Annotated in this window: 22 protein-coding genes; 5 read left to right on the top strand and 17 right to left on the bottom strand. The window is 70.9% G+C overall.

Going from position 1 to position 24,421, the window contains the following annotated elements:
- Positions 1-3: 3 nt before the first annotated feature.
- The 9 genes from AACH10_RS20565 to AACH10_RS20605 all read right to left on the bottom strand — a co-directional run bounded on the left by AACH10_RS20565 (position 4) and on the right by AACH10_RS20605 (position 7,995).
- Positions 4-504 carry a DUF3305 domain-containing protein gene (locus tag AACH10_RS20565; protein WP_341412379.1) on the bottom strand — a complete coding sequence of 167 codons (501 nt, stop codon included), beginning with the start codon at positions 502-504 and terminating at the stop codon, positions 4-6.
- Between the two features lie 4 nt (positions 505-508).
- A complete protein-coding gene (locus AACH10_RS20570) occupies positions 509-1,417 on the bottom strand; it encodes a formate dehydrogenase accessory sulfurtransferase FdhD (protein WP_341412380.1) in 909 nt (302 codons plus the stop codon).
- Between the two features lie 48 nt (positions 1,418-1,465).
- Positions 1,466-1,855 carry a hypothetical protein gene (locus AACH10_RS20575; RefSeq protein ID WP_341412381.1) on the bottom strand — a complete coding sequence of 130 codons (390 nt, stop codon included), beginning with the start codon at positions 1,853-1,855 and terminating at the stop codon, positions 1,466-1,468.
- Between the two features lie 32 nt (positions 1,856-1,887).
- The gene (locus tag AACH10_RS20580; protein ID WP_341412382.1) at positions 1,888-3,012 is read right to left on the bottom strand and encodes a formate dehydrogenase subunit gamma; all 1,125 of its coding nucleotides are present in this window, start codon (positions 3,010-3,012) and stop codon (positions 1,888-1,890) included.
- A 38-nt stretch (positions 3,013-3,050) separates the two neighbouring features.
- On the bottom strand, positions 3,051-3,290 hold the full coding sequence (locus AACH10_RS20585) for a hypothetical protein (RefSeq protein WP_341412383.1): 240 nt from the start codon (positions 3,288-3,290) through the stop codon (positions 3,051-3,053).
- A complete protein-coding gene (gene fdh3B / locus AACH10_RS20590; protein ID WP_341412384.1) occupies positions 3,287-3,922 on the bottom strand; it encodes a formate dehydrogenase FDH3 subunit beta in 636 nt (211 codons plus the stop codon). The genes AACH10_RS20585 and fdh3B overlap by 4 nt, the downstream gene beginning before the upstream one ends.
- A gap of 9 nt (positions 3,923-3,931) precedes the next feature.
- Positions 3,932-6,904 (bottom strand): formate dehydrogenase subunit alpha, encoded by a 2,973-nt coding sequence (locus AACH10_RS20595; protein WP_341412385.1) that lies wholly within the window; start codon positions 6,902-6,904, stop codon positions 3,932-3,934.
- A gap of 72 nt (positions 6,905-6,976) precedes the next feature.
- A complete protein-coding gene (locus AACH10_RS20600) occupies positions 6,977-7,189 on the bottom strand; it encodes a formate dehydrogenase (RefSeq protein ID WP_341412386.1) in 213 nt (70 codons plus the stop codon).
- Positions 7,190-7,362: 173 nt separating this feature from the next.
- Positions 7,363-7,995 (bottom strand): LysE family translocator, encoded by a 633-nt coding sequence (locus AACH10_RS20605; RefSeq protein ID WP_341412845.1) that lies wholly within the window; start codon positions 7,993-7,995, stop codon positions 7,363-7,365.
- A gap of 121 nt (positions 7,996-8,116) precedes the next feature.
- On the opposite strand from AACH10_RS20605, the gene AACH10_RS20610 reads away from it, so the two are divergent.
- Together AACH10_RS20610 and AACH10_RS20615 are read left to right on the top strand one after the other, a co-directional pair.
- Complete coding sequence (locus AACH10_RS20610) at positions 8,117-10,927, top strand: ATP-binding protein (protein ID WP_341412387.1); 2,811 nt, start codon at positions 8,117-8,119, stop codon at positions 10,925-10,927.
- A 192-nt stretch (positions 10,928-11,119) separates the two neighbouring features.
- Positions 11,120-11,821, top strand: coding sequence for a PEP-CTERM sorting domain-containing protein (locus AACH10_RS20615; protein ID WP_341412388.1), 702 nt, complete (start codon positions 11,120-11,122; stop codon positions 11,819-11,821).
- Positions 11,822-11,846: 25 nt separating this feature from the next.
- On the opposite strand, the gene AACH10_RS20620 is transcribed toward AACH10_RS20615, so the two are convergent.
- The 4 genes from AACH10_RS20620 to AACH10_RS20635 all read right to left on the bottom strand — a co-directional run bounded on the left by AACH10_RS20620 (position 11,847) and on the right by AACH10_RS20635 (position 16,941).
- Positions 11,847-13,127, bottom strand: a complete 1,281-nt coding sequence (locus AACH10_RS20620) for a putative Na+/H+ antiporter (protein WP_341412389.1) — start codon at positions 13,125-13,127, stop codon at positions 11,847-11,849.
- Positions 13,128-13,188: 61 nt separating this feature from the next.
- Positions 13,189-14,559 (bottom strand): mechanosensitive ion channel family protein, encoded by a 1,371-nt coding sequence (locus AACH10_RS20625; protein ID WP_341412390.1) that lies wholly within the window; start codon positions 14,557-14,559, stop codon positions 13,189-13,191.
- An 84-nt stretch (positions 14,560-14,643) separates the two neighbouring features.
- Complete coding sequence (locus tag AACH10_RS20630) at positions 14,644-15,705, bottom strand: phospholipase A (protein WP_341412391.1); 1,062 nt, start codon at positions 15,703-15,705, stop codon at positions 14,644-14,646.
- A gap of 93 nt (positions 15,706-15,798) precedes the next feature.
- The gene (locus AACH10_RS20635) at positions 15,799-16,941 is read right to left on the bottom strand and encodes a serine hydrolase domain-containing protein (RefSeq protein WP_341412392.1); all 1,143 of its coding nucleotides are present in this window, start codon (positions 16,939-16,941) and stop codon (positions 15,799-15,801) included.
- 117 nt (positions 16,942-17,058) lie between these two features.
- Between AACH10_RS20635 and AACH10_RS20640 the strand changes: the two genes are divergently transcribed.
- Entirely contained in the window at positions 17,059-17,574 is a 516-nt protein-coding gene (locus AACH10_RS20640) for an OsmC family protein (protein ID WP_341412393.1), read from the top strand.
- Here AACH10_RS20640 and arsB read toward each other — a convergent pair whose 3' ends face one another.
- Genes arsB through AACH10_RS20660 form a run of 4 tightly spaced genes read right to left on the bottom strand, consistent with a single transcriptional unit; the run spans position 17,575 to position 20,068 of the window.
- A complete protein-coding gene (gene arsB / locus AACH10_RS20645) occupies positions 17,575-18,621 on the bottom strand; it encodes an ACR3 family arsenite efflux transporter (protein ID WP_341412394.1) in 1,047 nt (348 codons plus the stop codon).
- The gene (locus AACH10_RS20650; RefSeq protein WP_341412395.1) at positions 18,618-19,124 is read right to left on the bottom strand and encodes an arsenate reductase ArsC; all 507 of its coding nucleotides are present in this window, start codon (positions 19,122-19,124) and stop codon (positions 18,618-18,620) included. Before AACH10_RS20650 ends, arsB begins: the two co-directional genes overlap by 4 nt.
- Positions 19,125-19,150: 26 nt before the next feature.
- Positions 19,151-19,708, bottom strand: coding sequence for an ArsI/CadI family heavy metal resistance metalloenzyme (locus AACH10_RS20655; protein WP_341412396.1), 558 nt, complete (start codon positions 19,706-19,708; stop codon positions 19,151-19,153).
- A 36-nt stretch (positions 19,709-19,744) separates the two neighbouring features.
- The gene (locus AACH10_RS20660; RefSeq protein ID WP_341412397.1) at positions 19,745-20,068 is read right to left on the bottom strand and encodes an ArsR/SmtB family transcription factor; all 324 of its coding nucleotides are present in this window, start codon (positions 20,066-20,068) and stop codon (positions 19,745-19,747) included.
- A gap of 155 nt (positions 20,069-20,223) precedes the next feature.
- On the opposite strand from AACH10_RS20660, the gene AACH10_RS20665 reads away from it, so the two are divergent.
- The gene (locus AACH10_RS20665; protein WP_341412398.1) at positions 20,224-21,948 is read left to right on the top strand and encodes a cation:proton antiporter; all 1,725 of its coding nucleotides are present in this window, start codon (positions 20,224-20,226) and stop codon (positions 21,946-21,948) included.
- A 65-nt stretch (positions 21,949-22,013) separates the two neighbouring features.
- Entirely contained in the window at positions 22,014-24,407 is a 2,394-nt protein-coding gene (gene hsdR, locus AACH10_RS20670) for an EcoAI/FtnUII family type I restriction enzme subunit R (RefSeq protein WP_341412399.1), read from the top strand.
- Positions 24,408-24,421: the final 14 nt, after the last annotated feature.

A 24,421-nucleotide genomic window follows, 5' to 3' on the forward strand; every position in this document is an offset into this window, starting at 1 on the left:
GCCTCAGCGCCGCTCGGGCGCGCGGAACGAGGCCGGGCGCTTGCGCTGCTTGGGCTCGGGGCGGTAGTGCTCGTCGGTGTAGGCCTGCAGCCAGTCGCGCACGGCGGCGGGCAGTGGCACGTTGTCCACGCGCTCCTGCGCGTCGAGCCAGCGGCCGGCCTCGTTGTACGACAGGCTCACCGCCTCGGGCCAGGCGCGCGACGGATCGGCCTCGTCGCTGCGCCACATCACGAACCACACCGGCGCGCCGCTGCTTAGGTTCAGGTAGTAGCCCTCGCCCTCGTCGGCGTACAGCGCCACCTCGAAGCCCAGGTGCAGAAACTGCGCGCTGCGGCCGTCGTCGCGCAGCAGGCGTGGGCCCGTGTGGGCGGCGTCGGCGCTGCCGAACTGGCCTTCGTCGACCAGCACTTCGGCGATGCGGTGGCGCCAGTCTTCCCACTGGTTGGGTTGGTGCTCGCGCTCGATGCGAACAGCCACCCGCAGACCAGGTCGGGTCAGGCTCATCTTGTCAGCCGGCCACCACGCGCACGGCGGGTGCCTGCGCGGGCAGCGGCTCGGCGTCGAAGCGCTCGAAGCCGGTGTAGCAGAGGAAGTGGCGGTTGGCGGCGCGGCCGAACAGCGTCATGCCCAGGCGCGTGGCCAGCTCATGGCCCATTTGCGTGACGCCGTTGCGCGAAACGACGATGGGCACGCCCATCTGCGCCGACTTCATCACCATCTCGCTGGTCAGGCGGCCGGTGGTGTAGAACACCTTGTCGCCGCCCTGCACGCCGTGCAGCGCCATCCAGCCGGCGATGGTGTCGATGGCGTTGTGGCGGCCGACGTCCTCGACGAACATCAGCATCTGGCTGCCCTGGAACAGCGCGCAGCCGTGCACCGAGCCGGCGCGGCGGTGCAGGCTGTCCTGCTGGCGCACCACGTCCAGCAGCGCACGCAGGCCGCTCTGGCTGATGCGCGCCGTGCGGGCATCGGGCAGGCGCACCGATTCCACATGCGACAGCACGTCGCCGAACACCGTGCCCTGGCCGCAACCGGTGGTGACCACGCGCTGCGCCGTGCGCGACTCGATCTCGGTGAGGCCCTGGTGGGTGGTGACGGCGGCGGCGCCCACCTCCCAGTCGACCTGGATGGATGCGATCTCGTCCAGGCGCTGCACCAGGCGCTGGTTGAACAGGTAGCCCAGCACCAGCAGCTCGGGCTGCGCGCCCAGCGTCATCAGCGTGACCAGCTCACGCTTGTCGACGTAGATCGTCAGCGGGCGCTCGAAGGGGATCAGGATGCGGCGGCGCTCACCGTACTCGTCGAGGATCTCGATCTCACGCAGCGGCTCGACGCGCGCACACGACAGCTGCGGCGCGCCCTCGGCGACGGCGGGGTCGGCGGGCAAGGCAAGCGCGGAGACGGGGTCGGGCAGCATGCGGTGCAGGTCCTGGCGGCGGGCTGGGGCCGGGCGGTGCGCGGCGGCCTACTTCTTGGCCGGTGCCGGCGCAGCGGCGGGGGCGGGTGCCGCGGCCGTTGTGGTGGCTGTGGCGGGGGCTGCACCCGCCGGGGCCGAGGCCGGCGCCGGCGGTGTGTAGACGAAGGGGCCAGGGTCGGCGCAGGCCGGCGTCTCGGTGGGCGCCGAGGCAGGCTTGCCGGCCTTCTTGGCGCCATCGCGGTAGGCGGCGGCCACGCGGTCCATGCTCTTGCACAGCTGGAAGTCGGCCACCTTGTTGCCGTGCGCGGTCTTGGCCGCGGTTTCGGCGGCCTTGGCCTTGGCCTCGTCGCTGGGCGGCGGCAGCTTGGCCAGTGCCGTGCCGGCCAGCAGGCTGAGGCCGCTCAGGCCCAGGGCGCTCAGGGTCAGGATGCGCTTCATCGGTCGGTCCTCGAATCGTTGTTCTGGCGGCTTCAGGCGCGGGCCACCGGGCTGGCCACGCCGCCGGGGGCGGGCTGGCCCGAGCGTTGCGCCGGGATCTTGCCGGCCTTGACGTCGTCGTACCAGAGCTCGTGGTGTTCCTTGGCCCAGCCTTCGTCCACCCAGCCGGTCTTCATCGCACCCAAAGCGCCCTTGACGCCGATGGTGCCCATGTAGATGTGGCCGATCAGCGCGGTCATCATGACCATCGCGGCCACGGCGTGCACCATGTGCGCGATCTGCATCTCGCCGCGCAACTCGCCGAAGCCGGGCACCAGCTTGTCGAGCACCAGGCCCGAGGCCACGATCACGATGCCGGGCACCGTGACGCCCCACCAGAACATGCCCTTCTCGCCCGCATTGAAGCGGTGCGAGGGCACCTCGCCGCCGCCGCCCAGCATGCCGCCGGCGCGCTTGAGCCAGACGAAGTCGGCCGAGTTGGCGATGTTGTCCTTGATGAAGGTGACGATGACGATCAGCAGCGACACCGCGAACAGCGGGCCGACGAAGTTGTGCACGTTCTTCAGCAGGAAGGTCAGCCAGCCGAACAGCGTGCTGCCGATGACGGGCAGCAGGAAGAACTTGCCGAAGGCCATCACGATGCCCGAGACGGCCAGTGCCACGAAAGCCCCGGCATTGGCCCAGTGCGCCGCGCGCTCGAAGGGCGTGAAGCGCTCGATCTTGCGCCCGGTGTCGGCATGGTGGCCGCCCAGCGGGCCCTTGGTCTTGTAGAAGATGGCCAGCGCCAGCACGGCGATCAGCAGCAGCGAGCCGCCGTAGGGAATGATCCACTGGTTGCGCACCTGGCGCCAGGCCTCACCGGCCGTGGTCAGGCGCGAGCCGGGGTACTGCACGAAGCTCTGGATCAGCGTGCCCTTCTCGGCGCCGGGCAGGCTGGTGTAGCCCTGCTGCTGGCCCGATTCGCGCACCGCGCGCCAGAACGGCGCGTTGTTGCCCGGCTGGCTCTTGGCGCGCTGGGCATTGGTGTCGTCGGGCTTGGGTTCGGGGGCGGCCACGGCCGCCGGGGCCGACGCCACCGCGCCTGCCGCGGCCGGCTGTGCGCCGGCCGTGCCGGCCAGGGCCAGCACCAGGCCGAGGCCCAGCGTCGCTTGACGCATCCAACCATGTCGCATGGAGGCTCCTTGCAGCGGCGCGGTCAGCGCGCAGTCTGGGTGCGGTTGTATTCGTTCTGCGCCTGGTTGCGCGCGCGCATCTGGGTTTCCCAGGCCGAGGCGTCACCGGCCTTGTAGCCCGAGGCGATGTAGCCCGCGTTGGCGTTGTCCCAGGGCTTGTCGTCGGCCTTGCGCGTGGTGGCGGTCTGCGGCTTCTCGCTGCAGGCCGACAGCACCAGCGCGGCGGCCACGGTGCCCAGCAGGGTGAGGGTCGGACGCATCATGACTTGCTGGTCTCCGGCTTGGCGGGGGCCGGCGTGGCGCCGCCCGTGGGCTTGCCGTAGGCCGTGCCCCAGCCCCACACCTCGCTGCCCTTGTTGCGGGTGAGCACGCGGGTGCGGAAGATGTCGGCCACCACGTCGCCATCGCCGCCCAGCAGGGCCTTGGTGCTGCACATCTCGGCGCAGGCCGGCAGCTTGCCTTCGGCCAGGCGGTTGCGGCCGTACTTCTCGAACTCGGCGGCGCTGCCGTTGGCCTCGGGGCCACCGGCGCAGAAGGTGCACTTGTCCATCTTGCCGCGCAGGCCGAAGGTGCCGTTGCTGGGGAACTGCGGCGCGCCGAACGGGCAGGCATAGCTGCAGTAGCCGCAGCCGATGCACACGTCCTTGTCGTGCAGCACCACGCCTTCGTCGGTGCGGTAGAAGCAGTCGACCGGGCACACGGCCATGCAGGGCGCGTCGGAGCAGTGCATGCACGCCACCGAGATGCTCTTCTCGCCGGGCTGGCCGTCGTTGAGCGTGACCACGCGGCGGCGGTTCACGCCCCAGGGCACGTCGTGCTCGGCCTTGCAGGCCGTGACGCAGCCGTTGCACTCGATGCAACGCTCGCTGTCGCAGATGAATTTCATGCGGGCCATGGGGGCTCCTTACGCCGTGGCTTTTTCGATCTGGCAGACCGTGGTCTTGGTCTCTTGCATCATCGTCACGCTGTCGTAGCCATAGGTCGTGGCCACGTTCACCGACTCGCCGCGCACCACCGGGTGGGCGCCCTCGGGGTAGTAGGGCAGCAGGTCCACGCCGCCCCAGCGGCCCGAGAAGTGGAAGGGCAGGAACACCGTGTCCGCACCCACACGCTCGGTGACCAGCGCCTTGACCTTGATGCCCTTGAACTCGGGCACGGCCTGCATCGGCGGGGTCTTGACCCAGACGTAGTCGCCGTTGCGGATGCCACGGTCGTTGGCCGCCTTGGGGTTGAGCTCGACGAACATGTCCTGCTGCAGTTCGGCCAGCCAGGGGTTGGAGCGGGTTTCCTCGCCACCGCCTTCGAACTCGACCAGACGGCCCGAGGTCATCACCAGCGGGTAGGTCTTGCCGATGTCCTTGTTCTTCTCCTGCACGGTCTTGTAGAGCGTGGGCAGGCGCCAGAAGGCCTTCTTGTCGTCGTGCGTCGGGTACTTCTCGACCAGGTCGGCGCGGTTGCTGTACAGCGGCTCGCGGTGCTGCGGGATCGGGTCGGGGAAGTTCCACACCACCGCGCGCGCCTTGGCATTGCCGAAGGGGTGGCAGCCATGGTTCTTCATGGCCACGCGGATGATGCCGCCCGACGAATCGGTCTTCCAGTTCTTCCCTTCGGCGGCCTTCTTCTCGTCCTCGGACAGTTCGTCCCACCAGCCCAGCTTCTTGAGCAGCAGGTGGTCGAACTCGGGGTATCCCATCGTGAGATCGGCGCCGGCCGAGTGCGAGCCGTCACCGGCCAGCAGCGAGACGCCCTCGCGCTCGACACCGAAGTTGGCGCGGAAGTTGCCGCCGCCATCCATCACATGCTTGCTGGTGTCGTACAGGTTGGGCGAGCCCGGGTGCTTGAGCTCGGGCGTGCCGTAGCAGGGCCAGGGCAGACCGAAGAAGTCGCCGTCCAGCTTGTAGCCCGTCTCCTTGTCGATGCCGCCCTTGGCGCGCAGCGTCTTGACGTCGAAGACGTTCATGTTGCGCATGTGGGCCTTCAGGCGCTCGGGGCTCTGGCCCGTGTAGCCGATGGTCCACACGCACTTGTTGATTTCACGCAGGATGGATTCGGTCTCGGGCTCGTCCATGCCGCCCTTGCCCTTGACCATCTTGTAGTTCTTGACCAGCTCCTTGTCGAAGCCCAGCTTCTGCGCCAGCTGGTACATGATCATGTGGTCGGTGCGGCTTTCCCACAGCGGGTCGATGACCTTCTCGCGCCACTGGATGCTGCGGTTGGAGGCCGTGCACGAGCCCGAGGTCTCGAACTGCGTGGTGGCCGGCAGCAGGTACACCGCGCGGTTGGCGTTGCCGCCCTGGCCTGGCATCGCGGCCATGGCCGCGGTGGCGCTGGGGAAGGGGTCGACCACGACCAGCAGATCCAGCTTGTCCATGGCCTTCTTCATCTCCAGACCCCGGGTCTGCGAGTTGGGCGCATGGCCCCAGAAGAACATGCCGCGGATGTTGCTGTCCTGGTCGATCAGCTCGTTCTTCTCCATCACGCCGTCGATCCAGCGCGACACCGTGATGCCCGACTTGGACATCATGCCCGGCGCGTACTGCTTCTTGATCCACTCGAAGTCGACGCCCCAGGCCTTGGCGAAGTGCTTGAACGAGCCTTCGGCCAGGCCGTAGTAGCCGGGCAGCGAGTCGGGGTTGGGGCCCACGTCGGTGGCACCCTGCACGTTGTCGTGGCCGCGGAAGATGTTGGCACCGCCGCCGCTCTTGCCGATGTTGCCGAGCGCCAGCTGCAGCAGGCACGAGGCGCGCACCATGGCGTTGCCGATGGTGTGCTGGGTCTGGCCCATGCACCACACGATGGTGCTCGGGCGGTTCTCGGCCATGGTCTTGGCCACCTGCAGGCAGGTGGCCTCGTCGACACCGCAGACCTCCTGCACCTTGTCGGGCGTCCACTTGGCCAGCACCTCGTCGCGCACCTTGTCCATGCCGTAGACGCGGTCCTCGACGTACTTCTTGTCTTCCCAGCCGTTCTTGAACACGTGGTACATCACGCCGAACAGGAAGGCGATGTCGGTGCCCGAGCGCAGGCGCACGTACTGGTCGGCCTTGGCCGCCGTGCGGGTGAAGCGCGGGTCGACCACGATCATCTTGCAGCCGGTCTCCTTGGCATGCAGCACGTGCAGCATGCTCACCGGGTGCGCCTCGGCGGCGTTGGAGCCGATGTAGAGCGCCGCCTTGGCGTTCTGCATGTCGTTGTAGGAGTTGGTCATCGCGCCATACCCCCACGTGTTGGCCACGCCGGCCACGGTGGTGGAGTGGCAGATGCGCGCCTGGTGGTCGCAGTTGTTGCTGCCCCACAGCGTCATCCACTTGCGCAGCAGGTAGGCCTGCTCGTTGTTGTGCTTGGACGAGCCCACCACGTACACGCTGTCGGGGCCGCTTTCCTTGCGCAGCGCCAGCATCTTCTGGCTGATCTCGTTGAGCGCCTCGTCCCAGCTGATCTTCTTGTACTTGCCGTCGACCAGCTTCATCGGGCTCTTCAGGCGGTACTCGCCATGCCCGTTCTCACGCACCGCGGCGCCCTTGGCGCAGTGGGCACCCAGGTTGATCGGGCTGTCGAACACCGGCTCCTGGCGCACCCAGACGCCGTTCTCGACCACGGCGTCGATCGCGCAGCCCACCGAGCAGTGGCCGCACACCGTGCGCTTGACCTCGACCTTCTTGCCGCCGTCGGCCGCGGCCTTGCTGTCGGCGGCCTGCACCTTCTTGACCAGCGTGAGCTGGCTGGCGGCGATGCCGGCGCCCACGCCCATGCCCGAGCGGCGCAGGAAGGCGCGGCGGTCCATCGTGGGCACGGCCCGCGCGACGCCGCGCGCGAGGCTGTTGACGAGGCCCGAGGTGTTCGGGCCGGTGGCGGTGGATCGGCGGGTCAGCAGCATGGCGTCTCCAGAAATCGGGGCAGGGCTGCGCAAGGCTGCGCAGCCACGGTCGTCAAAGGGCGCGGGACGGGCTCAGACCTTGGTGGTCTGGTAATAGCGCTTCACGTGCTCGGTGAGCTGGTAGCCGCCACCCGTCTCGGGGGCGGGCCGGGGCGCCTGGGCGACCTCCGGGGCGGCAGGTTCGGTGCGCGAGGCCAGCATGGCCACGCCGGCCAGTGCGCCAGCCGCACCGGCGCCGGCAAACACGCGCCGGCGCGACAGGGGTGCTTGCTTCGAATCACTCATGGCGGGTTTCTCCCAACGGACTGTGCGAACGACTGGACGAGCGGCGATATGCGCGCTTGAGCATACGTTGCATATTGGCGCATCCACAGGCTACACGATGCAATTCGGGCTGCCCCGTAACAGGGCGCGACAGTTTGTCGCGCCCGGTGGTCAGGCTGTCGCGGCGCGTGGGCTCAGCGCGTCATCGGCAAGGCAGCGCCCATCGCCACGAACATGCCGCCGCAGGCGCGGTTGAAGCGTCGGCCCAGGCGTTCCAGCCAGGGGCGCACGCGGTGGGCCAGCATGGCCAGGCCGATCTCGACGAGGCATTCCACCACGCCGAACACCACGGCCATGGTGATGAACTGCGGCAGCAGCGGCCGCGCGCCGTCGATGAACTGCGGCAGGAAGGCGCCGTAGAACAGCAGCGCCTTGGGGTTGGACACGGCCGTCAGCAGGCCCTGGCGGAACAGCGTGGCGGGCCGGCCGTCGGCCGCCGGACCGCCCGGGCCGTCCTGACCGTTCCCGCTCTGCAGCCGGATCGGCGGCGCGCGCCACAGCTGCACGCCCAGCCACACCAGGTAGGCGCCGCCCACCCACTTCAGCACGATCAGCGCGCCGGCCGAGGCCTTGAGCAGCGCGCCGATGCCGGCCAGCGACAGGGCGATCAGCGCCACGAAGCCGAGCGCGCCGCCGGCCACCGTCCACAGCGTGCGGCGATGGCCGTGCAGTGCGCCGTGGGTCAGCACCAGCAGGCTGTTCGGGCCGGGCGTGAGCGACAGGCCGATGGCGGCCGCCAGCAGCAGCCAGCCGGTGTGGAAGTCCATCAGGTTCATGAGGCCATTCTGGCAGCGCCGCACCGCGGATGCGGCGCCGCAGCGTGCAGCGGTGACAATGTGTTGCCCAGCCCCCGACGGGCCTGAGCCCACACCGCCGTTGCACCCGAGGATGAGTGAAGTACGCACCCTGCTGCTGACCGACGTGGTCGACAGCACGCAGCTGTCGCAGCAGCTCGGCGACAGCCAGATGGCCCGGATCTGGGCCGCCCATGACCGCGCCGCACGCGACCTGCTGCCGCGGTGGCGCGGCCGCGAGATCGACAAGACCGACGGCATGCTGCTGCTGTTCGACGGCGTGGGCGATGCGCTGGGCTATGCCCAGGCCTACCACCAGGCGCTGCAGGCGCTGCCGGTGCCGCTGCGGGCGCGTGCGGGCATCCACACCGGCGCGGTGCTGCTGCGCGAGAACAGCGCCGACGACGTGGCGCGCGGCGCCAAGCCGCTGGAGGTGGAGGGCCTGGCCAAACCCACCGCCGCCCGCGTGATGTCGCTGGCCCAGGGCGGGCAGGTGTTGCTGACGCCGCCGGCGCGCGACGCCTTGCTGGCGGCCGGCGGCGGGCCCGGCCTGGCGCTGCGCTCCTGCGGGCACTGGGTCATGAAAGGCCTGAGCGAGCCGCTGGAGGTGTTCGAGGCCAGCCCGCCCGGCGCGGCGCTGCCTGACCCGGTGGACAGCGACAAGGTCTACCGCGTGGTGCGCAGCGGCGAGCGCTGGCTGCCGGTGCGCGAGATCCCGAACAACCTGCCGCAGCCGGTGACGTCCTTCGTCGGCCGCGAGCGCGAGCTGGATGAGCTGCAGGCGCGCCTGGGCCAGGCCCGGCTGATCACGCTGCTGGGCATGGGCGGGCTGGGCAAGACCCGCCTGGCGCTGCAGCTGGCCCAGGAGGTGCGGCACCGCTTTCCGGACGGCGTGTGGTTCATCGACCTGTCGCCGTTGCGCGATGGCGGCCTGGTGGTGGCGCAGGCGGCGCAGGTGCTCAACGTGCGCGAGGAGGCCGAGCGGCCGCTGCTGCACAGCCTGATCGCCACGCTGCGCTCGCGCCGCCTGCTGCTGGTGATCGACAACTGCGAGCATCTGCTCGAGGCCGCCGGCGACCTGATCGACGAGCTGCTGCGCGCCGTGCCACAGCTCAGCGTGCTGGCCTCCAGCCGCGAGCCGCTGGACCTGCCGGGCGAGCACTCGTTCCCGATCCAGCCGCTGCCGCTGCCCGGCGCGGCGGATGATCTGGCCGCGCTGGGCCGCTCCACCGCGGTGCGGCTGTTCATCGACCGCGCCCAGGCCCACCGGCCCGACTTCGCGCTGCGGCCGGACGAGGCCGCCACGGTGGCGCAGCTGGTGGCGCGGCTGGAAGGCATTCCGCTGGCCATCGAGCTGGCGGCGGCGCGGCTGCGCACGCTGGAGGTGGCCGAGATCCATGCTGGGCTGGCGCAGCGCTTCGAGTTGCTGGCCGGCGGCAGCCGCCGCATCCAGGCGCGGCACCAGGCCATGCGCTCGCTGGTGGACTGGTCGTACGAGCTGCTGACGCCGTCCGAACAGGCCCTGCTGCAGCGCCTGAGCGTGTTTGCCGGCGGCTTTGACACCGAAGCCGCCGAGGCCGTGTGCGGCGCCGCGCCGATCGCGCCCGCCGAGGTGCCGGCGCTGCTGGCCTCGCTGGCCGACAAGTCGCTGCTGGCGCGTCTGGGGCCTGAGGCATCGGCGCGCCTGCGCATGCTGGAGACCATCCGCGACTACGCGCGCGAAAAGCTCGACGCCGCCGACGATGCCGCCCCCAGCGCGGCGCGCCACGCCCAGCACTTCTTCGGCCTGGCCAAGCAGGCGCGCGACGGCCTGAAAGGGCCGGATCAGCCGCTGTGGATCGGCCGCCTGGAGTCGGATCTCGACAATGTGCGTGCCGCCATCACGCTGGCACTCGACGGTGGGGTCGATCCCTTCATCGCGGTGAAGATGGCCGTGGCCCTGCAAGGCTTCTGGGCCCTGCGCGGCTATGCCGGCGAGGGGCGCGCCGTGGTGGCCGCCGCGCTGGCGCTGCCGGCGGTGCAGGCCTCGGACCTGGCGCGCGCCCATGCGCTGTACGTGGGCGCGGTGCTGGCCGGCTATCAGGGCGACCATGCCCAGGCCCGGCAGATGCTGGAAGACTGCCTGGCGCTGCGCCGCCGCAGCGGCCAGCCGGTGGAGGTGGCCGCGGCGCTGTCCTCGCTGTCGATGGCGGTGCGGCACGGCGGCGACGTGGCGGCCGCCGCGGCGCATGAGCGCGAGGCGCTGGCGCTGTTCCGCAGCATCGGCGACCGCATCGGCGAGGCCATCGGCCTGCAGCACCTGGGCGAATACGCCATGGCCCAGGGCGAGGCCGGCCCGGCGCGCGAGCACCTGGCGCAGGGCCTGGCGCTCGCCCGGCAGATCGGCCACCGCGAGGTCGAGGCCGAGTGCGAGCGCATGCTGGGCGAACTGGCCTTCGAGCTGGGCGACGTGGCGCGGGCGCGCGGTCACTTCGAGCACTCGCTGGCGCTGTGCCTGGCCGCGGCCGACCAGCGCAACGAGGCCAACGCGCTGCGCTGGCTGGGCCGCGCCGACCTGGCCGCGGGCGACGTGGCCGCGGCCGCGCCGCGGCTGGCACAGGCGATCACGCGCTTCCAGGCCAGCGAGATGCGCGACGAGCTGCTGGCCTGCCTGGAAGACCACGCGGCCCTGGCGCAACGCCTGGCCCAGCCGCGCATGGCGGCGCAACTGGGTGCCGCGGTGGACCATCTGCGCGATCGCCTGGCGCTGACCCGGCCGGCCATGGCGCAGCAACGATGGGTTGCGTGGCTGCAGGCGCTGCAGACTGAAATGCCGCCCGACGAACGCGACGCTGCCCAACTGGAAGGGCGCCGCTGGGACAGCGCCGAGGCGGTGCGCGTCGCGCTGGCGTTGCGGCGGGCCTGAGCGCGGCGCCCGGCCGGCTTGTGGCCCTCGGTGTGGCCGACCCAGGGGCCCCGTGTCCAGGGGGTCTGGCCGGCAAAGCGCGGACGGGCGCCCCGGTGCGATGGAAAAATCCTGCGCACATGCCGCGAGCGACATCGCCGCGGATGGGCGCGCGCCGGGCGGTTGCCGGGCCTCAGCACAGGGATCAGGCACATGAACTTCAAGGCATCGATGCTGGCGGCGGCGCTGGCTTTGTCGGCGGTGGGCGGCGCGCAGGCGGCCGCATATGTGGGTACCTGGGATCCGGCCTTCGGCGGCAACTTCACCAACCTGGACTGGTCGGGAACCGTTGTCGTCGACATTCCCGACGCCTGTCTGGCGCTGGGCAGCGCGAGCTTTGGCGACGCGGTGTGCACGACCAGCCAGGTGCTGTCGGCCTCGGTGACCCTGTCCAACCACCTGCAGCCCGCCAACGTGGACGTGCTGAACTTCTTCCAGCCGGCGCTGAAGTTGTCGCTGTACGACATCACGGTGTCTGGTGGCGAACTTACCGGCGTGTTCACCAACCTGCTGAAGTTCGGCTCACCTTTGGTGTTCCCCGGCGACTGGCTGGCTCCAGATCCCGCACACAACTTGACCGACGTGCCGTCCTGGTACAAGGACTATCGGTATGGGCTTTTCATCAACGGCGATACGGCCAGGTTGAGCGCCATGTCGACTCATGTATCGGGTGGCGTCGATCAACTGGGCGGGCATTGCCCCTTCGATTCCGAGTTCGCCATTTGCGATTCGGCCACCGAACCCAAGGTGACCTTCACCCGACTTCCGGTGCCCGAGCCCGGCTCGCTGGCCCTGACAGTGCTGGCCGTGGCGGCGGCAGGTGCCGTGCGGCAGCGTCGCCGCCGCGCGGCTTGATCCAGCGGGCCACCGCCCGCGCCGCTCACAGCAGCCGGAATGCCGCCGCCGCCACCGCCGTGGGCGCCAGCGCCGCCAGCAGCAGCTTCAGCGGCGCGATGGCGCCATCGCTGAACTGGCCACGCAGGATGGCCACGCCGGCCGGGTTGGGGGCGTTGGCCACCACGGTGAGGCCGCCGCCGGTGACGGCGCCGGCCACCAGCGCGATCTTGAACTCGTCGCTCAGGCCCGGCACCAGCGAGCCCAGGTAGGTGAGGGCGGCGTTGTCGGTCAGCGCGGTGAGGGCCGTGGCGCCATAGAACACGGCCTGCGCGTCCATGCCCATCAGCAGCGGCTGCAGCCACCACTGCTGCTGCCCGCCCAGCACCACCAGCCCGGCCAGGAAGAAGGCCACCAGCAGCGCCTCGCGCAGGATCAGCGGGTCCTGGTGCCGCTCGTACGCGGCGCTCAGGCCCAGAAAGAACAGCAGCAGGCCGATGAACACCGGCGGGTGGTGCGCGAACACCACCACGCCCACCAGGAACAGCAGGTGCACGGCCACCAGCAGCGCCGGGGCCGGTGGGCGGGTGTCGGGTGACGAGCCGCCTTCAGGCGATGCGACAGAGGACAGCGCGCGCAGCTCACGCCCGAACAGCCGCACCAGGCCGCTGGCGTTGACCAGCACCGCCAGCGCCGCCTTCCAGCCGAAGTGCTGCAGCATGAACGCCATGTCCCACTGCCACACGCCGGCCACCATCAGCACCGGCGGCGCGGCAAATGGCGTCAGCGTGCCGCCGATCGAGATGTTGACGAACAGCACGCCCAGCACCGCGTACTTCAGCCGCTGGCTGGCGGGGCGGGCGAACAGCGTGTCGCGCAGCATCAGCGCGGCCAGCGTCATGGCCGCCGGCTCGGTGATGAACGAGCCCAGCAGCGGCACCCCGGCCAGCAGCAGCCACACCAGCGCGGTCAGGCGCGGCAGCGGCAGCGCGCGCGCCAGTGTCTGCACCAGGCCGCCGGCCAGCTGCAGCACCGGCCGTGTGGCGGCGATGACCATGATGGCGAACACGAACATCGGCTCGGTGAAGTTGCGGCCCTCCACATAGGCCACGGCCTGGGCCGGGCCGGCCAGTGCCGCCATCACCAGCACCAGCACGGCGGCCCAGAAGCCGAACACCACCTCCACCTCGCCCAGCAGGTGCCACAGGCCGGCATGGCGCGGCCGGGTATGGGCCAGGTGCTCGAAGAAGCGGGTGGAGAAGGTGTGCACCAGCGCCAGCGCGAACAGCGCGGCGCCGGCGATCTGCAGGGCCGTGGGAGAGGACATCGGGCGGAGAGGCGGTGGCGGTCAAGGTGGCCGCCGGGATGGCAGCCGAGGTGGTGTCCGGTCAGGGGCGATCGGCGCCCGCCGATTCTGGCGGCTGCGCGCGCGGTGCCAGCGGCGGCGCCCAGTCGGCCGGCGGCACCACCTGCGAGGCTGGCGGATCGCTGCGGTAGTGCGGCGACATGATCTGCACGCCGTTCTCGTTGAACACGTCCTGGATGTGGCCCAGCAACTGGTTCATGGCTTCGACGCGGCGGCGCGGCGCACCGCGGCTGCCCTGGGCGCACAGACGGTATTCAACATAAAAGTCTGAAAGCGCGGTTTGCACCACGTACGGCGCCGGCTCGGTGGCCACGCCGGGGGTGCGGCGCGCCGCTTCCAGCAGCATGGCGTGCACCTGGCGCCAGGGCGTGGCGTAGCCGATGGTGACGGCGGTGTGCAGCACGAATTGCCCGTCGGCCACCAGGCGCGAGAAGTTGCGCACCGGCTGGCCGAACACCACGGCATTGGGCAGGCTCACCTCCTCGCCCATGCCGGTGTGGATGCGCGTGGCGAACAGGCCCATCGCCGCCACCGTGCCCTCCACGTCGCCGATCTTCACGTATTCGCCCACGCGCAGGGTGCGCGAGTACATCAGGCTCATGCCCGAGACCACCTGGCCAACCACGCCCGAGGCGCCGAGAGACAGCATCAGCCCGGCCAGCACCGAGACGCCCTTGAAGGCCTCGCTCTCGGCGCCCGGCAGAAACGGGTAGGCGATGGCCAGCGCGAACAGCCAGATCACGACGCTGCCGATGCGCCGCGTGGGGCCGGCGGTGTCGGCGTCCAGCCCGGCCATGTGCAGGTCGCCGCGTTCGACACGCCGCAATGCCAGGCTGGCGGCGCGTTGCAGCAGGCGCGCCAGCGCGAAGATCAAGGCCACCGTCAGCAGGCCTGGCACGGCGCTGGCGATGGCCGAGAAGAACTGGCCCGCCACGCCCTGCAGCCACTCGCGCGAGCGCTCGGCCCAGGGCCGGGTGAGGGCGAACTGGCCCAGCACGAACACCGCCCACACATCCAGAAGCAGCAGGCCCGCCAGCCAGGCCAGGGCGGTGGTGGCGCCGTGCACCGCGCTGCGCACCGAATGGGCATAGGTGGCGCGCCAGCTGGGCGCCGGCTGGCGGGCGTGCCAGCCCTGCAGGCGCAGATCGGTCGTCGCATGCAGCCAGCGCCGCGCCGCCAGCAGACCACGCAGCAGCGCCCAGGCCAGCAGTGTGGCGGCGAGCGCCACGCCGGCGGCGCGGACCAGGCGGCGCGGGTCGCGCGCTTCGATGACCTCCAGCGCAGCGCTGGCATCGCTCGGCGCCCAGGCCGGTGCAGGTGCCGATGCGGGGGCGGCCAGGGCGCGCTGGCCAGCCAGCCCCGCGCAGGCGAGTACCAACCAGGCGAGCAGCATCCACGCCAGCCACCGCCGGGCCGGGCCCGCCCAGCCCCTGGCAAGGTGGGCCATCGGGGCCGGGCGGCTCAGGCGCATGCTGCTTCAGCGCCAGCCGGCGATGGTGACGCCCAGGCCCAGCTTGGTCTGGTGGCGGTTGTAGTCGACCAGGCTCTCGCCATGGCCGGTGAAGGCCTGCAGGTAGCCGTGCAGCACGCCATCCAGCGGGAACACCCAGTCGATCTGCGCCGAGCCGTGGCTGCGCGCGCCGCTGCGCAGCGAGTGGCGCAGCTGCAGCGTCAGCGCGTGCTCGCCGCCGTAGTGGCCCAGGCGCAGCTCGGCGCGGCCGACGTGGTCCTGGATGTCGGGGTTGTCGTCATCGGCCGCGCGTTCGGGGATGCGCAGCCAGGGCCGCAGCTCGGCCACCCAGGGCCCGCGCTCGAAGCCCAGCTGGCCGATCACGCGGTTCCAGCTGCGGCTGAGCGGCAGCGAGCGGCCGTTGGACTGGTGGTTCAGCGCCAGCGAGGCCATGCGCAGGGTCCAGCCCATGACCTCGGCGCGCAGCGGCAGCACGGCGATCACCTCGGGCTCGTAGTCGGTCTCGCGGAACGGGCGCGAGATGGCACCGTTGTAGACCTGCCAGCGCGACGACTGTGTGTAGCCGCCCCACAGGCTGATGGGCGTGCCCAGCACCCGATGGCCCAGGCGCGCCTTCAGGCTGATCTGGTACTTGGCCTCGACGGACTTGAGCGGCTGATCGTCGGTGACGCTGTGGCCGTCAGACGGCGAGCTGGGTCGGCGGTTGACGCCCACCGTCCAGGTGGCGGGCAGCAGGTACACCGGGTGGTAGGCGCGCGGCGCGAAGGCGGCGCCGCTGGGGCCGTCCAGCTCCCAGCGCTCGGCCAGCAGCGAGCCGCTGTGGCGGTTGACTGGCGCGGGTGCGGTGGGCGTTGGCGCGGCGGCGGCGGAAGAGTGAGTGGAAGGGCTTGCGGGAGGGGCAGCTGGCGTGCGGCCATGCAGGCGGTCATAGCAGGCCAGGCGCGCGGCGTCATCGACCAGCGTGGTGCAGGGCGTGGCGGTCGGCTGGGCCAGCAGCGGCGCGGCCAGGCCGCAGAGGACCAGCGTGGCGAGAACGGCGGCGGCGCGCCTGGGCGGGGTGCGATGCATGTCTGCGGGGCCTGACGGAAGATCTGAGCGGACAGTATCCGACAGGATGCCGCCGCGGCGCCGAGCCTGACACCTGCCAGGCACCCGGGCCGCCTACAGCCGCGCCGCCTCGCGCCGCAGGGCCAGCCGGCACAGCATGCGCGAGGCCATGTTGGCGCACATCATCACCGCGAACCAGCGTTCCTTCGGCTGCACGAACAGCGCCGGCCCGCTGATGCCCGACCAGGCACCTTCACCCGCCGTGCTGGGCATGGCGGCAGGCCCCCAGTCGAGCCGGATGGCCAGGCCCAGGCCGAAGCCGTAGCCGGGGCCACAGTAGGCCGCCGGACCGTCCACGCCAGCAGGCAGCTGGTTGCGGAACATCTCGGCCATCATGGCTTCGGACAGCAGCCGCTGGCCACCGACGGTGCCGCCCACCACACCCCCATCCGCCAGCAGGCGGCCAAAGGCGGCGTAGTCATCCAGCGTGCTGATCAGGCCGCCGCCGCCGCTGTCGATCCAGGGCTGTCCCGCGGTGCGCCGGCCGATGGCGGGGATGGTGGCGTGCCAGGCCGTGTCGTCGGCGAAGGCCGTGGCCACATCGGCATCCTCACCCGCCTGCAGTTCGAAGCTGGTGCGCGTCATGCCCAGCGGCGTGAACAGGCGGCGCTGCAGCACGGCGGCCAGCGTCTGGCCTTCGACGGCCTCGACGATGCAGCCCAGCACATCGGTGGAGTAGCCGTAGCGGAAGGCGCGGCCGGGCTCGGCCACCAGCGGCAGGGTGGCGATGCGGGCCAGGAAGCCGGCGCTGTCCAGCCCGCTCATCGCCGCGGTGATGCCGGCGCCAGCCCAGGCCTCGCGCAGCGCCGGGTCGGCGATCTCGAACGGGTAGGCCAGGCCCGAGGTGTGGCGCATCAGGTCGCGCACCGTGGGCGGGCGCTGCGGCGCCACGCCGCCCGCCAGGCGCAGGTCGCGCAGCGCGGGCAGCAGCTCGCCGATGGGCGCGTCCAGCGCCAGCCGGCCTTCGTCCACCAGCATCAGCGCGGCCACCGTCACCACCGGCTTGGTCAGCGAGGCGATGCGAAAGCGCACGCCCGCATGCATGGCGGTGGCGCCGTCGGGCCGCACATGGCCGGCGACCTCGCGCGCCAGCACCCGGCCGTCACGCTCCACCAGGGCCAGCGCGCCGGGCGTGTGGCGGGCGGCCACGTGGTGGGCCAGCAGGTCGGCAACGGGGTTCGACGGGGGCGTGGGCATGGCGGGCATCTCCGGGCTGGACAGCCGGCGGTGCGCCGGCGGACGATGCTGCAGCATAGGCCGGCCCTGCCGCGGGCCACCGCCACCCAGGTGCCAACCCAACTCCGGAGAATCCCGATGAACGCCGACGAACTGCGCGCGCTGCAGGCCCCGATCAAGGCCCGCTACCAGGCCGACCCCGCCGCCGCGCGCCACACCTTCCAGGCCAGCGGCACGCTGCGGGCCGACAGGCCCTCGGTGCACATCGCCAACCGCTTTGCCAGCTTCGACGCCGGACTGCACCCCGCGGCGGGTGGCGACGGCAGCGAAGCCTGCTCGGGCGACATGCTGCTGGAGGCCCTGGTGGCCTGCGCCGGCGTCACCTTCAACGTGGTGGCCACGGCCATGGCCGTGCCCTGGCGCAGCGTGCGCGTGGTGGTGGAAGGCGAGGGCGACTTCCGCGGCACGCTGGGCATCGCCAAGGACGCGCCGGTCGGCATCACCGACATCCGCCTGCGCTTCGAGGTGGATGCGCCCGCCGCCAGCGACGAGCAGCTGGCCACGCTGCTGCGCCTGACCGAGCGCTACTGCGTGATCGCGCAGACGCTGCGCACGCCGCCCAGCTTGAGCACCGCGCTGCAGCGGGTGAGCTGATCAGCCGCGTGCCGGCGCGCAGGCCTGGGCGCCGGCCTCGTACCAGCCCTTGCTGCGGTTCACCCAGCGCACCACCAGCAGCATCACCGGCACCTCGATCAGCACGCCCACCACGGTGGCCAGCGCGGCGCCGCTGTGGAAGCCATAGAGGCTGATGGCTGCGGCCACCGCCAGCTCGAAGAAGTTGCTGGCGCCGATCAGCGCCGACGGGCAGGCCACGGCGTGCGACTCGCCCACGCGGCGGTTCAGCCAGTAGGCCAGGCCGGCGTTGAAGACCACCTGGATCAGGATGGGCACGGCCAGCATCGCGATCACCAGCGGCTGGCGCAGGATGGCCTCGCCCTGGAACGCGAACAGCAGCACCAGCGTGGCCAGCAGCGCGGCGATGGACCATGGGCCGATGCGCGCCATCGCGGCGTCGAACGCGGCCTGGCCGCGCCGCAGCAGCGCGCGGCGGATGAACTGCGCCACGATCACCGGGATCACGATGTACAGCACCACCGAGATCAGCAGCGTGTCCCACGGCACGGTGATGCTGGACAGCCCCAGCAGCAGGCCCACGATGGGTGCGAACGCGAACACCATGATGGTGTCGTTCAGCGCCACCTGGCTGAGCGTGAACAGCGGGTGGCCGTTGGTGAGCCGGCTCCACACGAAGACCATGGCCGTGCAGGGCGCGGCGGCCAGCAGGATCAGGCCGGCGATGTAGCTGTCCAGCTGCGCGGCGGGCAGCCAGGGCGCGAACACATGGCGCACGAAGATCCAGCCCAGCAGCGCCATCGAGAACGGCTTGACAGCCCAGTTGACGAACAGCGTGACGCCGATGCCGCGCCAGTGCTGGCGCACCTGGTGCAGCGCGCCGAAGTCGATCTTCAGCAGCATCGGGATCACCATCACCCAGATCAGCAGGCCGACCGGCAGGTTGACCTGCGCGATCTCCATGCCGCCGATGGCCTGCACCGGGCCGGGCAGGGCCTGGCCCAGCGCGATGCCGGCCACGATGCACAGCGCCACCCAGGCGCTGAGGTACCGCTCGAAGAAGTTCATGACGCGGCGATCCCGTTCAGCGCGGCCTGCAGTTCGGCGCGGCTCATGGTCTCCAGCGGCAGGGCCAGCAGCTGCAGCATGCGGTAGCCGATGGCCTGGCGCGTCAGTTCGAAGGCACGGCGCTTGCCTTCGTCACCGCCGTCGGCGTTGGACGGATCGGGGTAGCCCCAGTGCACCTTCAGCGGCGGCTCGGCGGCGCCCGAGAAGAACACCGGGCAGGCCTCGGCGGCGGCGCTGTCGCACACGGTGATCACCAGGCTGAGCGGCGGCGCATCGGCGCCGGCGAAGCGGTCCCATGACTTGCTGGCGGTGTAGGAGGTATCAATGCCGGCTTCGGCCAGCACCGCCAGCGCATGCGGGTTGATGCGGCCGCTGGGCGCGCTGCCGGCGCTGTGGGCCACCACATCGCGGCCCAGGCGTTTTGCCCAGTGGTTCAGCATGCACTCGGACAGCACGCTGCGCGCCGAGTTGTGGGTGCACAGGATCAGGACGTGGAAGCTCATGGGACGGCGACGGACAGAGGGGCGGATCAGCAGCAGCCGGAGCCGCTGGACTTGACGGGAATGTTGAGCGGCTTGCCGCGGCTGGGCGTGCAGCAGGCGTTGGCGGGGGCAGGGGTGGTGGCCGGGGCGGCGGTCGCCGTGGCCACCGTGGCGGCGCTCACGGTCGGCGTGCAGCAGGCCGAGCCCGACGCCGCGGCTGCGCCCTCGGCTTCGTTGAACACCGGGATGTCGGCCAGCGTGTGGAAGTGCTCCCAGGGCACGCCAGCGGGGTCGACGATCCAGTGCTTGTCGCTGCGGGCGTAGCAGCAGGTGGTCTGGCCTTCGTCGAGCATGGCCATGTCGGCCGCTTCGGCGCGGGCCTTCAGTTCGGCCAGCTCGGCCTCGGTGTCGGTCTGGAAGCCCACATGGTCGATGCCGGGTGCGGCGCCGCGCGTGCTGATGGCGAAGTTGATGCGCGGATCGTCCAGCATCCACTTGGCGTAGTCGGCCTCCACGCGGGTGGGCTCGGCGGCGAACAGCTTGGAATAGAACGCGATGCTGGCCTGCAGATCGCGCACATGGGTGTGGACGTGGAATCGCTTCATCTCAAGCTCCTGGCGGGTGGGTGGAGGGGCAACGGGCTAGCAGGCGCACGACGGCGCGGACGGCACGCCGCACGCGGCGCCCTGGCAGCAATTGGCGGTGAGGAAGCCCAGCAGCGCGGCCATGCGGTCGAAGCCGGCGCGGTAGATCAGGTTGCGGCCGTCGCGGGTGCTGGACACCAGGCCGGCGTGCATCAGCTCCTTCAGGTGGAAGGACAGGGTGTTGGCCGGCAGGCCCAGCTGCTCGGCCATGGCGCCGGGCGTGAGGCCGGCATCACCGGCCACCACCAGGGCGCGGAAGGCGCGCAGGCGGTGCTCCTGGGCCAGTGCGGCGAGGGCCTTGACGACGTCTGAATCTTCCATAATTCAATGATAGTTGAAATATGGAAGTGATTGCAAGTGCCGCGATGTGCCGGCCAAGCGGGAACTTCTGCCGCCACCCGGGGCTCGGTCCAGCGCGGGCCCCGTGATCCCTGCGCCGATGCCCGGTGCGGCGGCGGCCGCGAAAGGCCCCCTCGATGCACGCACCCATGCCCCTCGTCGTCACCCTGGCCGCTGCGCTGGGGCTGGCCCTGGTGCTGGGCTTCGTGGCGCTGCGCCTGCGCCTGCCGGCCTTGGTGGGCTACCTGGTGGCCGGTGTGCTGATCGGCCCGTTCACCCCCGGCTTCGTGGCCGACGTGGCGCTGGCCAGCCAGCTGGCCGAGGTGGGCGTGATGCTGCTCATGTTCGGCGTGGGCCTGCATTTCTCGGTGGCTGACCTGCTGGCCGTGCGGCGCATCGCCGTGCCCGGCGCGCTGGTGCAGATGGGCGTGGCCACGGCCCTGGGCGCCGGCCTGGCGCTGGCCTGGGGCTGGACGATGGGCGGCGCGCTGGTGTTCGGCCTGGCGCTCAGCGTGGCCAGCACCGTGGTGCTGCTGCGCGCACTGGAGGCGCGTAACGAGTTGGACACCGGCCACGGCCGCGTGGCCGTGGGCTGGCTGGTGGTGGAAGACCTGGCCATGGTGCTGGTGCTGGTGCTGCTGCCGGTGCTGGCCGGCCTGCCGGGGGCCGATGCCGGGGCGCAGGCCACGGGGCAGGGCGGCGGCAGCCTGGCCGTGACGCTGGGCCGCACGCTGCTGGCGGTGGGCGCCTTCGTGGCGGTGATGCTGCTGGGCGGGCGCCGTGTGCTGCCCTGGCTGCTGTGGCAGATCTCGCGCACCGGCTCACGCGAGCTGTTCACGCTGTGCGTGGTGGCCGTGGCGGTGGGCATCGCGTATGGCGCGGCGGCGCTGTTCGGCGTGTCGGTGGCGCTGGGCGCGTTCTTCGCCGGCCTGGTGCTGCGCGAGTCACCGCTCAGCCACCGCGCGGCCGAAGAGTCGCTGCCCTTCCGCGATGCCTTCGCGGTGCTGTTCTTCGTCTCGGTGGGCATGCTGTTCGACCCGCAGGTGCTGGTGGATCGCCCGTTGCAGGTGCTGGCCGTGGTGGCGGTGGTGGTGCTGGGCAAGTCGCTGGCGGCGGCGGCCCTGGTGCTGGCGCTGCGCCACCCGCTGCGTGCGGCGCTGGGCATCTCGGCCAGCCTGGCGCAGATCGGCGAGTTCTCGTTCATCCTGGTGGCGCTGGGTGCCAGCCTGGGCCTGCTGCCGCCCGAGGCGCAAAGCCTGGTGGTGGCCGGCGCGCTGCTGTCCATCGCGCTGAACCCGCTGCTGTTCGGCCTGCTGGCGCCGGCCGAGCGCTGGATGCTGGCGCGCTGGCACTTCGCCCGCCGCCTGGCCGCGCGCGACGACCCGCTGGCCGCGCTGCCGCAGGACACCGACGCCCGCTACCTGGCGCGCCAGGTGGTGCTGGTGGGCCAGGGCCCGCTGGGCCGGCACCTGGCCGCCGAACTGCGCGCGCGCCAGCAGCCCTGCGTGGTGGTCACGGCCAGCCGCGACGAGGTGCAGACGCTGCGCGACGCCGGCCTGCCGGCGGTGGCGGGCGACATGGCCGACCCCGAAACCCTGGTCCAGGCCCACATTGCTCAGGCCGGCCTGCTGGTGCTGACCGAAGGCGACTGCACCCGCCAGCGCCCGGCCATCGACATCGCCCGCGCGCTGAACCCCACGCTGCCGGTGATCGCCTACGTGGCCGACGCCGACCAGGCCCAGCGACTGGCCGGCCTGCCCGGCGTGCAGGCCGTGCATGCCGACGAGGCCGTGGCGGCGCGGATGCTGCAACTGCTGCTGGCGGCGCAGGCTGCGCCTGCTGTTCCCGCTGCCCCTGGGTGAGAATGCCCGCAGAGGCCAGCGCAACCCCAGCGACCCAGGCCCCCAGGCAGCAGGGAAGGCCAGCCGTGGACAAGAAGGCGCTCAGCGAACGCGATATCTGCACCAAGTTCATCGCACCGGCCATCGCGGCCGCGGGTTGGGACATCCAGCACCAGGTGCGCGAGGAGGTGACATTCACCCACGGGCGGGTGATCGTGCGCGGCCGGCTGCACACCCGTGGCAAGGCCCGGCGCGCCGACTTCGTGCTGTACCACGCACCCAACCGGCCCATCGCCGTCATCGAGGCCAAGGACAACACCCACCGCCCGGGCGAAGGCATGCAGCAGGCGCTGGACTATGCCGAGGCGCTGGACGTGCCCTTCGCCTTCACCAGCAATGGCGACGGCTTTGTGCTGCATGACCGCAGCGTGGACGGCGGCAAGGTCGAGACACACCTGACGCTGGAGCAGTTTCCCGCCCCGGCCGAGCTGTGGGCCCGCTACTGCGCCTGGCGCGGCCTGGACGCCACCAGCGCACCCAAGGCCGAGGCACCGTACTACGACGACGGCTCGGGCCGCGCGCCGCGCTACTACCAGGTCAACGCCATCAACCGCACCGTGGAGGCGGTGGCCAAGGGCCAGCAGCGCGTGCTGCTGGTGATGGCCACCGGCACCGGCAAGACCTACACCGCCTTCCAGATCATCTGGCGGCTGTGGAAGAGCCGGCAGGCCAAGCGCATCCTCTTCCTGGCCGACCGCAACATCCTGGTCGACCAGACCAAGAACAACGACTTCAAGCCCTTTGGCGCGGCGATGACCAAGATCACCGGCCGCAAGATCGACACCGCCTACGAGATCTACCTCAGCCTGTACCAGGCCGTCAGTGGCGCCGAGGAAGACAAGAACATCTACAAGCAGTTCTCTCCCGACTTCTTTGACCTGATCGTGGTGGACGAATGCCACCGCGGCAGCGCGACCGACGACTCGGCCTGGCGCGACATCCTGGACTACTTCAGCAGCGCCACGCAGATTGGCCTGACTGCCACGCCCAAGGAAACCAAGGACGTCTCCAGCACCTTCTACTTCGGCGAACCGGTCTACACCTACAGCCTGAAGCAGGGCATCGAAGACGGCTTTCTGGCGCCCTACAAGGTGGTGCGCATCGACTTCGACCGCGACCTGCAAGGCTGGCGCCCGCCCCAGGGCATGCTGGACAAGCACGGCCAGCCCATCGAAGACCGCATCTACAACCTGCGCGACATGGACCGCCAGCTGGTGCTGGAGATGCGCACCCAGGCCGTGGCCGCGCGCATCACGCAGTTTCTGAAAGCCACCGATCCCTTCACCAAGACCATCGTCTTCTGCGACGACATCGACCACGCCGAGCGCATGCGCCAGGCCCTGGTGAATCTGAACCCCGCGCAGGTGAAGGCCAACCGCAAGTACGTGATGCGCATCACCGGCGACGACGCCGAAGGCAAGGCCGAACTCGACAACTTCATCAACCCCGAGGTGCGCTACCCGGTCATCGCCACCACCAGCAAGCTGATGACCACCGGGGTAGATGCGCAAACCTGCAAGCTCATCGTGCTGGACCAGCACATCCAGTCGATGACCGAGTTCAAGCAGATCATCGGACGCGGCACCCGCATCAACGAGGACTACGGAAAGTTCTGGTTCACGATCATGGACTTCAAGAAGGCCACCGAGCTGTTTGCCGACCCGGCCTTCGATGGTGAACCGGTGCAGGTGTACGCGCCCAGGGACGACGAGCCGCCGGTGCCGCCCGATGAACTGCCGCCCGACCCGGGCCACGGCGAGCCGGGCAGCCCCGGCGCGGTTGCGGGCCTGGGCGATCCCGGCGACGCTGGTGCCTTTGAAGGCGAGGGCGCCGAACAAGGCGCCGGCCGAAAGAAGTACGTGGTGGGCCGCGACGTCACCGTGCACATCGTGGCCGAGCGCGTGCAGTACTACGGCCCCGACGGCAAGCTCATCACCGAGAGCCTGCGCGAGTACACGCGGCACTGCGTGGCCAAGCAGTTCCGCTCGATGGACGAGTTTCTGCGCCGCTGGGGCAGCGCCGAGCAGAAGAAGGCCGTGATCGACGAACTGGCTGCCCTGGGCGTGCTGTGGGAACCGCTGGCCGACGAGGTGCAGGCCAAGACCGGCAAGCCATTGGATGCCTTCGACCTGATCTGCCACGTGGCCTTCGACCAGCCCCCGCTCAGCCGCCGCGAGCGCGCCGAGGGCGTGAAGAAGCGCAACTACTTCGGCAAGTACCAGGGCGCCGCGCGCCAGGTGCTGGAGGCGCTGCTGGAAAAGTACGCCGACACCGGCATCGAGCCCATTGAGGACCCGAGAATCCTTACCCTGCCGCCGTTTGACCGCATCGGCGCGCCGCTGGAACTGGTGAAGGCCTTTGGCGGCAAGGCGGGCTACGAAGCGGCGCTGCGCGGGCTGGAGCGCGCGCTGTATGGCTGAGTCGAAAGCTACGA

The sequence above is a fragment of the Pseudaquabacterium inlustre genome (assembly GCF_038066595.1).
Taxonomy (GTDB): Bacteria; Pseudomonadota; Gammaproteobacteria; order Burkholderiales; family Burkholderiaceae_C; genus Pseudaquabacterium; species Pseudaquabacterium inlustre.

Excerpts from the sequence above, each read along its gene's own strand:
- AACH10_RS20615 (WP_341412388.1), top strand. The coding sequence starts at position 11,120 with ATGAACTTCAAGGCATCGATGCTGGCGGCGGCGCTGGCTTTGTCGGCG.
- AACH10_RS20660 (WP_341412397.1), bottom strand. The coding sequence starts at position 20,068 with ATGGAAGATTCAGACGTCGTCAAGGCCCTCGCCGCACTGGCCCAGGAG.
- AACH10_RS20665 (WP_341412398.1), top strand. The coding sequence starts at position 20,224 with ATGCACGCACCCATGCCCCTCGTCGTCACCCTGGCCGCTGCGCTGGGG.
- arsB (WP_341412394.1), bottom strand. The coding sequence starts at position 18,621 with ATGAACTTCTTCGAGCGGTACCTCAGCGCCTGGGTGGCGCTGTGCATC.
- AACH10_RS20600 (WP_341412386.1), bottom strand. The coding sequence starts at position 7,189 with ATGAGTGATTCGAAGCAAGCACCCCTGTCGCGCCGGCGCGTGTTTGCC.
- AACH10_RS20630 (WP_341412391.1), bottom strand. The coding sequence starts at position 15,705 with ATGCATCGCACCCCGCCCAGGCGCGCCGCCGCCGTTCTCGCCACGCTG.
- AACH10_RS20585 (WP_341412383.1), bottom strand. The coding sequence starts at position 3,290 with ATGATGCGTCCGACCCTCACCCTGCTGGGCACCGTGGCCGCCGCGCTG.
- AACH10_RS20620 (WP_341412389.1), bottom strand. The coding sequence starts at position 13,127 with ATGTCCTCTCCCACGGCCCTGCAGATCGCCGGCGCCGCGCTGTTCGCG.
- AACH10_RS20575 (WP_341412381.1), bottom strand. The coding sequence starts at position 1,855 with ATGAAGCGCATCCTGACCCTGAGCGCCCTGGGCCTGAGCGGCCTCAGC.
- AACH10_RS20595 (WP_341412385.1), bottom strand. The coding sequence starts at position 6,904 with ATGCTGCTGACCCGCCGATCCACCGCCACCGGCCCGAACACCTCGGGC.
- AACH10_RS20635 (WP_341412392.1), bottom strand. The coding sequence starts at position 16,941 with ATGCCCACGCCCCCGTCGAACCCCGTTGCCGACCTGCTGGCCCACCAC.
- fdh3B (WP_341412384.1), bottom strand. The coding sequence starts at position 3,922 with ATGGCCCGCATGAAATTCATCTGCGACAGCGAGCGTTGCATCGAGTGC.
- AACH10_RS20565 (WP_341412379.1), bottom strand. The coding sequence starts at position 504 with ATGAGCCTGACCCGACCTGGTCTGCGGGTGGCTGTTCGCATCGAGCGC.
- AACH10_RS20650 (WP_341412395.1), bottom strand. The coding sequence starts at position 19,124 with ATGAGCTTCCACGTCCTGATCCTGTGCACCCACAACTCGGCGCGCAGC.
- AACH10_RS20610 (WP_341412387.1), top strand. The coding sequence starts at position 8,117 with ATGAGTGAAGTACGCACCCTGCTGCTGACCGACGTGGTCGACAGCACG.
- AACH10_RS20655 (WP_341412396.1), bottom strand. The coding sequence starts at position 19,708 with ATGAAGCGATTCCACGTCCACACCCATGTGCGCGATCTGCAGGCCAGC.
- AACH10_RS20640 (WP_341412393.1), top strand. The coding sequence starts at position 17,059 with ATGAACGCCGACGAACTGCGCGCGCTGCAGGCCCCGATCAAGGCCCGC.
- AACH10_RS20570 (WP_341412380.1), bottom strand. The coding sequence starts at position 1,417 with ATGCTGCCCGACCCCGTCTCCGCGCTTGCCTTGCCCGCCGACCCCGCC.
- AACH10_RS20605 (WP_341412845.1), bottom strand. The coding sequence starts at position 7,995 with ATGGACTTCCACACCGGCTGGCTGCTGCTGGCGGCCGCCATCGGCCTG.
- AACH10_RS20580 (WP_341412382.1), bottom strand. The coding sequence starts at position 3,012 with ATGCGTCAAGCGACGCTGGGCCTCGGCCTGGTGCTGGCCCTGGCCGGC.
- AACH10_RS20625 (WP_341412390.1), bottom strand. The coding sequence starts at position 14,559 with ATGCTGCTCGCCTGGTTGGTACTCGCCTGCGCGGGGCTGGCTGGCCAG.